The sequence below is a fragment of the Streptomyces sp. NPDC055955 genome, from assembly GCF_042270245.1.
GTDB lineage: Bacteria > Actinomycetota > Actinomycetes > Streptomycetales > Streptomycetaceae > Streptomyces.
In genome coordinates, this window is the sequence record NZ_JBHJYS010000002.1 from 447,207 (window position 1) to 460,712 (window position 13,506).

At 71.1% G+C, this 13,506-nt stretch carries 10 protein-coding genes; 8 read left to right on the forward strand and 2 right to left on the reverse strand.

Features of this window, described 5'->3' with window-relative positions; all coding sequences use genetic code 11:
- Positions 1-5 precede the first annotated feature (5 nt).
- On the reverse strand, positions 6-1,694 hold the full coding sequence (locus ACFC96_RS05280) for an ABC transporter substrate-binding protein (RefSeq protein ID WP_376610316.1): 1,689 nt from the start codon (positions 1,692-1,694) through the stop codon (positions 6-8).
- 86 nt (positions 1,695-1,780) lie between these two features.
- Positions 1,781-2,830 (reverse strand): LacI family DNA-binding transcriptional regulator, encoded by a 1,050-nt coding sequence (locus ACFC96_RS05285; RefSeq protein ID WP_340457117.1) that lies wholly within the window; start codon positions 2,828-2,830, stop codon positions 1,781-1,783.
- A 197-nt stretch (positions 2,831-3,027) separates the two neighbouring features.
- Here ACFC96_RS05285 and ACFC96_RS05290 point away from each other — a divergent pair, with 197 nt between their 5' ends.
- From ACFC96_RS05290 to ACFC96_RS05325, 8 genes are all read left to right on the forward strand, one after another.
- Positions 3,028-4,269: a glycosyl hydrolase gene (locus ACFC96_RS05290; protein ID WP_376610318.1), complete on the forward strand. Its 1,242-nt coding sequence runs from the start codon at positions 3,028-3,030 to the stop codon at positions 4,267-4,269.
- 88 nt (positions 4,270-4,357) lie between these two features.
- Positions 4,358-6,403: a hypothetical protein gene (locus tag ACFC96_RS05295; RefSeq protein WP_376610320.1), complete on the forward strand. Its 2,046-nt coding sequence runs from the start codon at positions 4,358-4,360 to the stop codon at positions 6,401-6,403.
- 116 nt (positions 6,404-6,519) lie between these two features.
- Positions 6,520-7,377: a TetR/AcrR family transcriptional regulator gene (locus ACFC96_RS05300; RefSeq protein ID WP_340457112.1), complete on the forward strand. Its 858-nt coding sequence runs from the start codon at positions 6,520-6,522 to the stop codon at positions 7,375-7,377.
- Positions 7,378-7,439: 62 nt separating this feature from the next.
- Positions 7,440-8,360 carry a 3-keto-5-aminohexanoate cleavage protein gene (locus ACFC96_RS05305; RefSeq protein WP_376610322.1) on the forward strand — a complete coding sequence of 307 codons (921 nt, stop codon included), beginning with the start codon at positions 7,440-7,442 and terminating at the stop codon, positions 8,358-8,360.
- A complete protein-coding gene (locus ACFC96_RS05310; protein WP_376254811.1) occupies positions 8,360-9,331 on the forward strand; it encodes a 3-hydroxyacyl-CoA dehydrogenase NAD-binding domain-containing protein in 972 nt (323 codons plus the stop codon). The genes ACFC96_RS05305 and ACFC96_RS05310 overlap by 1 nt, the downstream gene beginning before the upstream one ends.
- Positions 9,328-9,804, forward strand: coding sequence for a thioesterase family protein (locus ACFC96_RS05315; RefSeq protein WP_340457109.1), 477 nt, complete (start codon positions 9,328-9,330; stop codon positions 9,802-9,804). Before ACFC96_RS05310 ends, ACFC96_RS05315 begins: the two co-directional genes overlap by 4 nt.
- Positions 9,805-9,995: 191 nt before the next feature.
- Entirely contained in the window at positions 9,996-11,981 is a 1,986-nt protein-coding gene (locus ACFC96_RS05320) for a hypothetical protein (RefSeq protein WP_340457108.1), read from the forward strand.
- A complete protein-coding gene (locus ACFC96_RS05325; RefSeq protein WP_376610325.1) occupies positions 11,978-13,477 on the forward strand; it encodes a branched-chain amino acid ABC transporter substrate-binding protein in 1,500 nt (499 codons plus the stop codon). The genes ACFC96_RS05320 and ACFC96_RS05325 overlap by 4 nt, the downstream gene beginning before the upstream one ends.
- Positions 13,478-13,506 lie beyond the last annotated feature (29 nt).

The window sequence follows — 13,506 nt, forward strand, 5'->3', positions numbered from 1 at the left end:
CGCCGTCAGCCCTTCGCGGGGCGCAGGTTGAGCAGGATGCTCATGGCGTCGATACCGCCGGCCCAGGGAGCGGGCTGCGCGTACGGGTTCTTTGCGGTCGGCCAGCCGGTCCAGTTCTTGCTGTTGTACTCGCTGGAGACACCGATCGTGATCAGCGGTGCGGCGGGCACGTCGTCGACCATCATGCCCTCGAGTTCGGCGGAGATCTTCTTGATCTCGGCCGGGTCGCCGGTCTCGCCCATCTCCTTGATGAGCGCGTCGGCCTTCGCGCTCTTGTAGTGGCCGTAGTTGGTCCACACGCCCGCGTTACCGCTCCAGAGCATGTCCTTGAAGTAGTTGTACGGGGTGGAGTAGTAGACCGCGCCGCCGATCAGGACGTCGAAGTCGCCCTTCTTGCGCTTGACGTCGAGCTGCGAGGCGTCGGTCGGCTTGACCGACACGTTCACTCCGGCCTTCTCCAGCTGGCTGGCCACGACCTTGTCGAACTGGACGGCGTCGCCCCAGGTGGAGACCTCGATGATGGTGAAGGAGAGCTGCTTGCCGCTGCCGTCGACCAGCTTGCCGTTCTTCCTCGTGTAACCGGCCTTCTCGAACTCGGCCAGCGACTTGGCGAGTTCGGCCCGGGGCTGCTCGGCGTCCTGGTACTTCGCGTCGATCCACTTGCCCTGCGTCTTGGCGTCCAGGCCGGTCAGGTTGAGCGTGTTGAACATGCCCGGGTTGGTGATGTCGAGCAGCTGGGTGCGGTCGACGGCCAGGGAGAGGGCCCGGCGCACATGCACATCGGTGAACGGCTTCTTCGTGTGGTTGAAGAACATGTACTGCCCGCCATAGGTGGGATACCAGGCGTGGTGGTTCTTCTGGTCCTTGGAGATGTACTGCTTCTGCACGTCGGGCACGACCCCGCCGCTCCACTCCAGCTCCCCGCTGAGCAGCTTGGGCACCTCGGCGGCCTGGGTGATGACGGGCGCCTTGACCGTCTTGACCGGGATGTTCTTCTGCTTCCAGTAGTTGTCGCGGGCCTGGAAGGTGAGCTGCTGGGCGCTGTACTGCCTGAGCTTGTACGGGCCCGAGCCGACCGGGTTCGGGTTGGTGTAGGTCTTGCCGTTCCTGCCCTGCCACTCCTTCTTCGGTACGGGGGTGATCCCGCCGATGGAGTCGAGCTTGGAGTAGGCGGGCTTGTCGAAGGTGATGACGAGCGTGTGGTCGTCGGCGGCCGTCGCCTTCTTGTAGTCGAAGGCCCAGCTCGGGGGCAGCTTGTTGTCCCGTACGTAGTCCATGGTGAAGACCACGTCGGCGGCGGTGAGCTTGGAGCCGTCCGACCAGTTGGCGCGCTTGTCGAGGTCGATGGTGATCTTCTTGCCGCCGTCGGACCACGTGTACTTGGTGCCGAGCCACGGCTTGAACTCGCCGCCCTTGAGGATGTTGAAGTCGAAGAGCGCCTCGTACTGGAAGCCGAAGGTGCCCTGCGTCGCCGCCAGGGAGAACGGGTTGAAGTTGCGGGTGATGGTGGTACCCGAGAAGCCCAGGTTCGCGGTGAGGGACGAGGCGCCCGCCCCTCCGGACGCCGTAGGCGTGGCCGAGCAGCCGGTGGCCGCGAGGGCGAGGGTGAGGGCGGCGAGGGTGCCGGTTCTGATCGCGTGGGTCCGGGGCCGGCGCGTGAGGCTGGTGACATTCGTGCGGGCAGTGGGGTTCATGGGGACCTGAAACCTCCGGGACGAGGGGTCGACATCGTTGTCCGAGCGCGTTGCGTGTGGGGGGCGGCGCAAACGGTGGGTCCGGTTCAGGGCGACGCGGCGGCGGTGCTGCCGCGCTGTTCGAGATGGGGCAGTTCGTCCTCGACGCGCAGGGCCGGTCCGCCGTCGAGCAGGGCGAGCAGCTCCTGCGCGGCCCGGCGGCCGAACGCCGTCGTGTCGCGGACGAGCGCGGTCAGCGCCGGGTGCGTGGTGCGGCACAGGACGGAGTCGTCCCAGGCCACGAGGGAGAGTCGGTCCGGTACGGGGATGCCGCGCCCGGCGGCGACGGCGAGTCCGGCCACGGCCAGGACGTCGCTGTCGTAGACGATCGCCGTCGGCGGGGCCTCGGAGTCGAGGACCCGGCGGGTGACTTCGGCGCCCTCGGCGTCCGAGTAGTCCGTGGTGATCGACCGGACGTCGGTGAGGCCGCGCCGCTCCGCCTCGGTGCGCAGCGACTGGATGCGGCGCCGTGTGTGGGCGAGTTCGGGCAGGCCCGCGATGTGCACGATCCTGCGGTGCCCGAGGCCGTGCAGGTGGCTCACGATGGACGCCATGGCGCGGGCGTCGTCGGCCCACAGGTTGGAGATGCCGGGGTGTCCGGTGCCGTCGTCGCCAGGCGGCAGGGAGCCGATGACGACGGCCGGCAGGCCGAGTTCGTCCAGGAGCGGCGGCCGGGGGTCGTCGGCCCGCGGGTCGACGACAAGGACACCGTCCACGCGACGCTCCGCCCACCAGCGCCGGTAGACGTCGACTTCCGCGGGCAGGTCCTCGACGACCTGGAAGAGCAGGCCGAGGCGGCGCCTGGCGAGCACCTCCTGGATGCCGGAGACGAGCTGGAGGAAGAACGACTCGACGCCGAGCGTGCTGGCCGGGCGGGCCAGCACGAGGCCGACCGTGGCCGCGCCCTCGCCCGACAGGGCGCGGGCCGCGGCGCTGGGCCGCCAGCCCAGCTGGTCGGCGACGCGGCGGACCCGGTCCCGGGTGGCTTCCGAGACGCCGGGCCTGCCGTTGAGCGCGAAGGAGACGGCGCTCTCGGACACGCCCGAACGCAGCGCGATGTCCTTGATGGTGGGGCGTCTGGCGGGGGTACGCCGCATGGCTGGCTCCTGGATCCGCTTCGCCGGACGGTTCGCACGGCTGGCTAAAGCGCTTGAGTTCGGTGGAGACTAAAGCGCTAAAGGCGCCTCGGCAAGGGGGCCCGTAAAAATCTCCTGGAACTGTGCAAAGGGTGGATGCGAGCGAGGAGTTGAGGGCAGACTGCCCGGGATTCGATTCCGATAGCCGGGAGTCCGCGATGCGTTTCGGCGCCAACTACACGCCCAGCCAGGGATGGTTCCACCACTGGCTCGACTTCGACCTCGACGCCGTGCGCGCGGACCTGGACGCGATCGCCGCGCTGGGCCTCGACCATGTGCGCGTGTTCCCGCTGTGGCCCGTCTTCCAGCCCAATCGCTCCCTGATCAGACCGCGGGCCGTCGAGCAGCTGGTGGCGCTCGCGGACGCGGCCGGCGAGCGCGGCCTCGACGTCAACGTGGACGGACTCCAGGGCCACCTGTCGAGTTTCGACTTCCTGCCCGCCTGGACGCGCACCTGGCACCGCCGCAACATCTTCACCGATCCGGACGTCGTCTCGGCCCAGGAGGACTATCTCCGGACGCTCGCCTCCGCGCTCGCCGATCGGCCGAACTTCCTCGGAATGACGATCGGCAACGAGATCGCGCAGTTCGCGGCGGGCCCTCCGCATCCGGATCCGGACCGCATCACCCCCGAGCAGGCCGGGAGTTGGCTGGAGCGGGTGCTCGCCGCGTGCGAGGAGGGGGCGCCGGGACTGCCGCACCTGCACGCCGAGTACGACGCCTCCTGGTACCAGGACGACCAGCCGTTCACCCCGGCGCACGCGGCGCGGCTCGGCGCGATGACGGCGGTGCACTCGTGGGTGTTCAACGGCACGGCGCAGCGGCACGGCCGCAGTGCCCCGGCGACCACCGGGCATGCCGCGTATCTGGTCGAGCTGTCGAAGGCGTGGGCGCTCGACGCGCGGCGCCCGGTGTGGCTCCAGGAGGTGGGCGCGCCGCAGCCGCTGATCCCGGCCGAGCACGCGGCCGAGTTCACGGAGGCCACCGTCGAGGCCGCCCTGGACTGCCCGGACCTGTGGGGCGTCACGTGGTGGTGCTCGCACGACGTCAGCCGTGACCTCGCCGACTTCCCCGAACTCGAGTACTCGCTGGGCTTGTTGACGAACGACGGCGCGGTGAAACCGGCCGGCAAGTCCGTGTCCGCGATCGCCGCCGAGTGGCGGGGGCGCGCGCACGCGCCGGCTCCGCGCACGACGGCCCTGGTCGTGGACGCCGGCGACGAGGACCGGGCCCCGCACCGCTCGGTGTGCGCGCCGGGCGGACCCGTCTTCGAGGCGTTCACCCGCCTGACGGCGGACGGGGCGCGCCCGACGACGGTCCTGGCGGGCCTCGCGGACGACGCGGGGCATCTCGCGGCGCGCGGGATCACCGAGGTCGTGACGGTTGACAACGTTGCCTGACCGCCGCCTCCACACATGAACCCGAACCAGCAGCTGAACTCGCCTCCGCCCCACCGGAGTTACCCCAAGTGCCTCACCGGAGTCCCCCATGACTGACGACCGCTCCCCCGTGCGCCCGTACATGCACGGCTACGACGCCGCCGCACTCAAGAACTGGAGCCCCGGCACCGACCGCTGGGCGCGCCACTTCCGCTCACGCGTCCCGCTCGCGCCGCGCATCGCCCCGTTCCCCGCCACACAGGCGCACCCGGACCTGGCGACGGGCCCCCAGCTCATCAACCTGACCTACGACTACGACGACGCCTTCTTCACGGCCCGCAAGTACGGCGACGCCTTCGCGCGCCGCCTCCTGCGCTACTGGCAGTACTCCGACTTCTACGGCTCCTGGCACGGGCTGCCCGTCGACGGCTCGCCCACGGACGACCCCGCGCACGGCCTGGTCAACCTGCCCAACCCCGCCTACACGGACGCGGCCCACCGCAACGGTGTGCGCAGTCTGGGCTGCTGGTTCTGGCCGCGCTCCGGCGACTTCGAGGACTATCTGGAGCAGCGCCCCGACGGCTCGTTCCCCGTCGCGGACAAGCTGATCGAGATGGCCGCGTACTTCGGCTTCGACGGCTACTTCATCAACCACGAGGCCGAGACACCGCCCGGCCAGGCGGCGCGCCTGCGCGACCTGCTGCGCGCACTGCGGGAGCGCGCCCCGGAGGGGTTCCACCTCCAGTGGTACGACACGATCACGCCGGACGGGCACCTGGACTACGTCAACCACCTCAACGCGGACAACGCCCCCTGGCTCGACGTGTCCGACAGCTTCTTCGCGAACTACTGGATGACACCGGAGGGCGTCGAGACGTCGCGTGCGACGGCCCTGAAGCTGGGCCGCGACCCCTACGCGACGGTCTTCCACGGCACGGAGAACGAGCAGTTCGGCTTCGACCCCGAGTACGACCCGCGGCTGCTGTTCCCGCCGGCGCAGGCGGCGCGCACGAGCTGGGCTCTGTTCGGTTCGCACTTCGTGAAGGAGCTGGCCCCCGGCCACGACGACCCGGACGCCCAGGACGAGGTGTTCCGGCGCGAGCGCCGCTACTGGTCGGGACCGCACGAGGACCCCACCCGCAGCGGCCGCCTCCTCCCCCACGACCGACGGACGCCACGCGACCGGGACGACCACCGGGCGTGGGACGGCGTGGCGCACCACATCACCGAGCGGTCGGTCATCGGCTCGTTCCCCTTCGTCACCCGCTTCAACACCGGCCACGGACGCGCCTTCTTCCTCGACGGACGCCGGGCCGCGGACCGCGACTGGCACAACGCGTCCGTCCAGGACGTGCTGCCGACCTGGCAGTTCTGGACGCGGGCAGAAGGTACGGGCACGGAGGGAACCGGTGCGGAAAGTACGCGTGCGGAGGGCACGGGTGCAGGAGGTACGGGCTCCGGGGGCGCGGGCCCAGAGCGCGCTGACGCCCGCCTGTCGGTCGACTTCGACCACGAGCTCGCGTACGACGGCGGGTCCTCGCTGCTCATGTCGGGGCCGCTCGGGCCGGCCGGCGCCACGACGGTGCGCCTCTACAAGACGGCGCTGACCGTCACCGGGCCCGAGCGCCTCGCCGTGACCGCGCACGGCACGGACAGCGCGGACCTGGAGGTGGGGCTGCTGTTCCAGGACGCGCCCGACGCCTTCGTCTGGCTCGCGGCCGGATCGGCGGCCGGCTGGCACACGACGACGCACGGACTCGACACCTTCCAAGGACGGACCATCGCGGCCCTCGGCCTGCGCGTGTCGTCCCGCCGGCCGACCCGCTGCGCCATACGGGTCGGCGAACTGGCCCTGCTCGGGCCCGAGTTCACACCTCCCGCCCCGCCCGATGACTTCACCGTCGACGAAGTGCTCAGGGACGGAGAGTCGGTCCATGTCTTCCTGTCCTGGCGCCTCGCCGGGCACGGGGTCCACCACTACGACCTGCTGCGCGACGACGACGGGAGCTGGCTCGGCCGGATCTACGACGACGTGTACTGCCTGAGCCTGCCCGCGCCCACATCTGCCGCGGTCACCCGGCTGCGGCTCGTGGCCGTCGCGCCGGACGGGTCCCGCAGCGCGCCCACGACGGCGGAGGTCCACTGGCCCCGTTGAGCGCGTATTGCGCTTCTGACTGATGCGCCAGTCAGAAGCGCAATACACCGACTGATCTGTACTGATACAGGGCCCAGTGTTGAGATCTGCTCAACGCGGGGCTAGGGTCGTCGACCGTGGAGCACGAAGACGAGAACCGAGACGAGGTCGCCGCCCGGGTGCGGGAGGTGATCACCGCCGCCGGGGTGAGCCAGCGCGAGTTCGCCCGGCGGATCGTCATGGACCCCTCCAAGCTCTCCCGGTCCCTGAGCGGCACGCGCCGCTTCACAGCCGCCGAGCTGGCCCGGATCGCCGACGAGGGGCAGGTGGACGCGGGCCGACTGCTCGGCACACGCCACCGGCCCCCGGCCCGCCCGGTGGGCGCCGCCGTCCCGATCGAGGGCGGCCGCCCCTCGCAGATCGTGCGCGAGACGGTCCGCCTGATCGCCGAACGCGGCTTCCACGCCGTACGGGTCTCCGACATCGCCGAGGCCTGCGCGACCAGCACGGCCGCCATCCACTACCACTTCCCCGGCCGCGCGGAACTCCTCGAGGCCGCCGTGCGGTGGTGCATGGACGAGGACACCGCCCACCGGGCGGCGCGCACCGCCGACGCGGCGGACCCGGCCGACGAACTGCGCCAGCTCATCGCGCTCCAGACACCGCGCACCGCGCAGCAGCGCAGACAGTGGGCGGTGTGGCTGGACCTGTGGGCCGAGGCGGCCCGCTCCACGGCGGTCGGCGGACTGCACGCCGAGTACTACCGGCAGTGGCGCGAGACCGTCGCCGACGTGGTGCGGCGCGGCGTCGCGCGGGGTTCGTTCAGACCCGTCGACCCGGAGGCGGCGGCGCTCGCGCTCACCGCCCTGATCGACGGCCTGGCCACCCAGGTGCTCGCCACGGCTCCCGGTGCCCCCGGCACCGACGCCGAGGCGATGCACACGGCTCTGCTCGCGTACGTCGACAGCACCCTGACCGCGCCCGCCCCCAGCTGACCTGACTTTCCCTCACAATTCCCTGCCCCCAACGGCCTTCGGGCCCAAGGAGCGATGTCCGCATGCCCATGAACCAGGACGTCATCATCACCTGCGCCCTCACCGGCGCCGGCGACACCGTCCGCAAGAGCCCCCACGTACCGGTCACCCCCGAGCAGATAGCCCGCTCCGCGGTGGAGGCGGCGGACGCGGGCGCGGCCGAGGTCCACATCCACGTGCGCGACCCCGAGACCGGAGCGCCCTCGCGCGACCCGCGGCTGTACCGCGAGGTCGTCGAGCGGATCAAGGAGACCGGCACCGACGTCGTCATCAACCTCACGGCCGGAATGGGCGGTGACCTGGTCATCGACCCGGACGAGCCGCTGAAGCAGCTGCCGGGGACCGACCTCGTCGGCGGCCTCGCAAGGCTCCCGCACGTCGAGGACCTGCTCCCCGACATCTGCACCCTGGACTGCGGCTCTCTCAACTTCGGCGACGGCAGCAACCTCTACGTCTCCACTCCGGACATGCTCCGCGCGGGCGCCCGGCGCATCCAGGAGCTGGGGGTGCGGCCCGAGTTGGAGATCTTCGACACGGGTCACCTCTGGTTCGCCAAGCAGTTGCTCGCCGAGGGCCTGCTCGACGACCCGACCGTGTTCCAGCTCTGCATGGGCATCCCGTGGGGCGCCCCCGCCGACCCGGGCGTGCTCCAGTCGATGGTCAACATGCTGCCCGAGGGCGCGCAGTGGGCGAGCTTCGCGCTGGGCCGGATGCAGATGCCGTGGGTCGCGCAGTCCGTCGTGCTCGGCGGGCACGTCCGCGTCGGCCTGGAGGACAACCTCTATCTCGGCAAGGGTGTCAAGGCCACCAACGCGCAGCTCGTCGAGCGCGCCGTGACGATCGTCGAGGCGATGGGCGCGCGCGTCGCCACCCCGGACGAGGCCCGCCAGAAGCTCGGCCTCAAGCCTCGCGGCCGGGCCCTGGCCCAGGAAGGGGCCGCCTGATGACGACGTCACTTGCGCCCGAGAACGTACGCCGCGTCGCCTGTGTGGGCGCCGGGGTGATCGGCGGCGGCTGGGTCGCCCACTTCCTGGCCCGCGGCTACGACGTCACGGCCTGGGACCCGGCGCCCGACGCGGAGCTGCGGCTGCGCCGTCTCGTCGACGCCGCGTGGCCCGCGCTCACGCAGCTGGGCCTCGCCGACGGGGCGTCCACGGACCGTCTCAGGGTGACGGCCACTCTCGAAGAGGCCGTGGCGGACGCCGAGTTCGTGCAGGAGAGCGCCCCGGAGAAGCTGGATCTGAAGCGCGATCTGCTGGCTCGTCTGGACGCGGCGACGCCGCCCGGGGTCGTCATCGCCTCGTCCACGTCGGGCTATCCGATGACGGACATGCAGACGGACGCGGAGGGTGCGGGCCGCCTCGTCGTGGGGCACCCGTTCAACCCGCCGTACCTCATCCCGCTGGTCGAGGTGGTCGGCGGCGAGCGGACCTCGGCGGAGGCGGTGGCGTGGGCGTCCCGCTTCTACGAGGTGGCGGGCAAGTCGGTCATCACGATGGACCGCGAGGTGCCCGGCTTCATCGCCAACCGCCTTCAGGAGGCCCTGTGGCGCGAGGCCCTGCACATGGTCGCCAACGGCGAGGCCACGGTGAAGGAGATCGACGACTCCATCACGGAGGGTCCCGGTCTGCGGTGGGCTTTCATGGGGCCGATGCTGACGTTCGCGCTCGCGGGCGGTGAGGGTGGCATGGCGCACATGCTGGACCACTTCGGCCCCTCGCTGAAGTCTCCGTGGACCCGTCTGGAAGCCCCGGAGCTCGACAAGGCGCTGTACGACTCCGTGGTCGCCGGCTGCGACGACGCGGCGGCCGGGCGGACCATCGCCGATCTCGTGGCCGAGCGTGACCAGGGCGTCATCGACGTACTGCGGGCGACGGGCCGCCTGCCCGGCGCCCGGAAGGAGGCCGGAAAGTGACAGGGCTGCCCCTGCTGCACCGCACGGTGCGCGCCGAGTGGATCGACTACAACGGCCATATGAGCGAGGCGTTCTACGTCCTCGTCTTCGGGCACGCCACCGACGCGCTGATGATCGAGACGGGCCTGCACTCCGGGTACCGCGAGTCCACCGGCTGTTCCCTGTACACGGTCGAGTCGCACCTGCGCTTTCTGCGCGACGTCCCGGAGGGGTCGGCGCTCGCCGTCCGCAGCCGGGTCCTGGGCGCCGCCGCCAAGAAGGCGCGCTTCACCCACGAGATGTACGTCGTCGCGGCTCCGGGCGCGGAACCCGCCGAGGACGCGCAGCCGGTCGCCACGACGGAGTTGCTCGCGGTGCACGTCGATCAGAAGGCGGGGCGCGCGGCGCCGTTCCCCGACGAGGTCCGCGAGCGCTTCGACGAGCTGACGGAGCCGGCCCCGGACTGGGCGGGGCGGCGCATCGCGGAGGTGTAGACGCGCGGTGCCGCGACGACCCGTGCCCCACCCCGGGCGCGGGTCGTCGCGGTGCCGGCAGCGGCCTGTTACATGTAAAGATCAGCCAACTCCGCGCGAAACAGGAATACTTGACGTCACGGAGTGCCTCCTGTGGCATTCTCGCTGCACTGATGCCCTGCAGATCACCGAGAGACGAGGGAGCAGGGGCCGTGACGGAGCACTCGGCAGTCACCGGCGTGCGAGGGCGCGGAGGCATCGTCTCGCTCGTGGAGTCGACGCTCGCGCTCGACCGCGCCGCGGAGCGTCCGCTGACGATGCTGCTCGGGCCGCGCGGCAGCGGAACCAGCGAGCTGCTGTGCGTCCTGATGGAGCAGTTCGGAGGCCAGTACCCCTTCGGATACGTCAAGTTCGCCTCGGGCCAGGAGTTGCTGCCGCGCTACGCCCTCGGTCTGCTGGCACGGCAGCTGGCCCGGGATCTGCCGAGCTACCGGCACACGGCGTTCCCGCGCCTGGCCCTCGGGCTCCTCGCCTCCGACCAGGACCTTCCGCACCAGGCCCTCACCGGCGGGCAGCGTGGTATCCGGGGCGCCCTCACGGATCTCGAGAAGAAGGCCAAGCACCGGCACGGCGACTATCTGGCCGCCTATCTGACGGTCGCCCAGGCCTCGATCGACGCGCCCGAAGGGGCGAGCCGGAGTGCGCGGGCGCTGCTCTCCGCGGCGACCGACACGTCCGCGCGGTCCTGGGCCGGGCGCTGGGACCACGCGGCCGCGGCCTGGTTCGGGCAGCACCGCCTCACCCACAGTTCCGACCCGTGGGAGTCCCTGCTCGAACTCAACCGCTGGCGCCACCAGGGCGACGAGCGCGACAAGCTCCGGCTCGACCAACTCCTTTGCTCGGCCTTCCTGGAGGACCTGCGCACCAGCGTCAAGGGGCTGTTCCGGCCGCGCTCGTATCTGCTGCTGCTCGACGAGACGCACACCGACCACGGCCGTGAGTTCCTCGATCTGCTGCTTCAGGCGCGGCACGACGACACCGCGCTCGGACGCCGTCCGTGCGACCCGCTGTCCGTCGTCGCGGGCTGCAACCGGTGGCTGCCCCGCTGGGGCCCCGCGACCGGCGAGGAGTGGCCCTGGCAGCCGCGCGAGCCCGACCGGGCCTCGCTCGCCGACTGGCACGAGCACCGCCCCTCCGGGGACGGCCAGGACACGTGGTGGTATCCGCTGCGCATGCGCGACCTCGACCGCGACGAGGTGCGCATCCATGTCGAGCAGCAGCTCAACACCCACCCCGAACTCACGCCGTTCACCACGCTCGCGCCGTTCGTCCACCGGCTGACGGGCGGTCTGCCCAAGGCGGTCCAGCAGGTCTTCGAGGTGCTCGGCGGGCCGAACGTGCCCCAGGTGCCCGGCCCGCGGCAGAACCTCTGGCTGCGCGATCTGCCGCACCGCACCGTGTCGGCCGGGGGGCGCAAGCCGTTGCTCGTGGACGCCGCGCTCGACGACCTGCTCGCCGACTTCGACGCGGCGGACCGCGACCGCCTCGCCCAATGTGCCGCCGCCGAGGACCTGTTCGTGGGCGCGCAGCTGCTCGGGCGCGGGGCGGAGCTGTTCACCGACATCCGCAGCCGCTGGCTGCTGAGCGCTCCCGGCACCCTGTCCCTCCATCCCTGGCTCCGGCGGATGCTGCTGTGGCACCTGGCCGGGCGGGCCGGCGCCTGGGACACCGCGCACGAGGTCCTCGCGGAGCATTACGCGAACGGGGAGCAGCGCGTTCAGGAGCTCTACCATCTTCTGGCGCTGGAAAGGGTGGACGAGGTCGCCGAGTATCTCGTGACCCTGCGCAACACGGCGGAGACGGAGGAGTGGCTCAGCGCCTTCCACGCCATCACCTCGGCCCCCAACCGGCTCGCCCACCCCGGCGGCCCGCTGGAACTGCGGGCGCGGCTCGCTCCTTCCGACCCCGGCGACCAGGTCACGGTGCCCGCCGTGATCCGCGATCTGGTGGTGGCGCGCTGGCTGTGGAGCGACCCGCTCACGGATCCGGGCCGGCAGCTCAGCCCTGTGCTCGCCGACGGCTTCGTGCACCTGTCCCGACTGTGGAGGAACTACAACGTGGCTCTGGTCAACGAGGCGGAGCGCTACCGGCTCGCGACACCCACCCGTACGTCGCCGGTGCTCGGGAGCGGGACATGAGTCCTCTGGCCCGGCCCCGGTGGCGCGAGTGGTCCTGGCGGACGGTGAAGCTGGTCGCGGCCGGCGTGGCGCTCGCCGTGGTGTTGTCCGTCGCCGGATTCGTGATCGTCGGCAAGGTCTCGGACGCCCGTGCCCGCTGCGCCGACGGCGTGACGCATCTGGACCCGGGCCGCGAGTGCGTCGGCGTCACCGACGGCTCGTACACGTTCGCCGGACATCTCAAGCGGGTCGAGAAGAAGATCGAGGAGGAGAACAAGCGGGTCTACCAGCATCGCGGCACGGACCCGTACGTCACCGTCGCCTACCTCACCTCGTTCACCGTCACCGACGACGACAGCAACTCCGAGGACTCCGTACGGCACGAGCTGGAAGGTGCCTATCTCGCGCAGGTCCGGCACAACACGGGCGACCTCGCCGCCTCCCCGAAGATCCGGCTGCTCGTCGCCAACACCGGTAGTGGGGCGCGCCATTGGGAGCACACCGTCGACGAGTTGATCGCCCGCAAGGGTGCTCCCGACCGGCTCGTCGCCGTGGCGGGCCTCGGCCCGAGCACCGGTCCGGACGTGGCGGCGCTGCGCAAGCTGTCGCGGAGCGGCATCGCGACGGTCTCCAGCATCATGACGGCCACCGACATAAAGGGGATACAGGGCTTCGTGCGGGTCGCGCCGACCAACGCGGACGAGGCGCGGGCGGGGGCCGCGTACCTCAAGCGGCAGAAGAACAAGTACCGCACCGCCGTCGTCATCCAGGACGCCGACAAGGACGACCTCTACGCGTCCACCCTCGGCGACGCGTTCAGCGCGGAGTACCCGGACAAGAAGCACCGTCTCGTCGCGGACCGGATCACGTACGACTCCTCGGTGCCCTCGGCCTGGCCCAACGAACTCCATTACACCGCTGAGCAGTTGTGTGGCGAGCGACCTGATGTGGTCTATTTCGCGGGGCGTGGACGCCATTTGTCACACTTCCTGAACGCGCTCGCCAATCGCACCTGCCAGTCGCGGAACTTCACCGTGCTCACCGGCGACGACACGACGAACCTGACGCCCAAGGAACTCGATGCCGCCGCGCGCACCGGCGTGACGATGCTCTACACCGGCCTGGCTCACGCGGACATGTGGCGCAACGACCCGGGGGCGGTCTCGGGACCGTCGGCCGGCAGCTTCCAGCCGGGCGGCGCTCTCGACAAGTGGTTCCCCGACGACACTCGTTACGACGGCCAGGACATCATGGGTCACGACGCGGTGCTCACGGCGGCGCAGGCGATCCGGATGGCGTCCAACTGGCAGGGTGAGGTGACGGGGCGCTCGGTCGGCCGGATGTTCCTCCAGCTCGACGGGGACCGCAAGGTGCCCGGCGCGAGCGGCTTCCTGTCGTTCAAGGACAACGGGGACCCGCGCGACAAGGCGGTCCCGATCCTGCGGCTCACGCCGAAGGGCGAGTCGGAGCTGGTGGACGTGTCGGCGCCGGGGGGCGAGCCGGCCACGGGCGGGTGACGCGTCCCGCTACCCACCGCGGTGAACGC

Excerpts from the sequence above, each read along its gene's own strand:
- ACFC96_RS05310 (WP_376254811.1), top strand. The coding sequence starts at position 8,360 with ATGACGACGTCACTTGCGCCCGAGAACGTACGCCGCGTCGCCTGTGTG.
- ACFC96_RS05280 (WP_376610316.1), bottom strand. The coding sequence starts at position 1,694 with ATGAACCCCACTGCCCGCACGAATGTCACCAGCCTCACGCGCCGGCCC.
- ACFC96_RS05295 (WP_376610320.1), top strand. The coding sequence starts at position 4,358 with ATGACTGACGACCGCTCCCCCGTGCGCCCGTACATGCACGGCTACGAC.
- ACFC96_RS05290 (WP_376610318.1), top strand. The coding sequence starts at position 3,028 with ATGCGTTTCGGCGCCAACTACACGCCCAGCCAGGGATGGTTCCACCAC.
- ACFC96_RS05305 (WP_376610322.1), top strand. The coding sequence starts at position 7,440 with ATGCCCATGAACCAGGACGTCATCATCACCTGCGCCCTCACCGGCGCC.
- ACFC96_RS05325 (WP_376610325.1), top strand. The coding sequence starts at position 11,978 with ATGAGTCCTCTGGCCCGGCCCCGGTGGCGCGAGTGGTCCTGGCGGACG.
- ACFC96_RS05285 (WP_340457117.1), bottom strand. The coding sequence starts at position 2,830 with ATGCGGCGTACCCCCGCCAGACGCCCCACCATCAAGGACATCGCGCTG.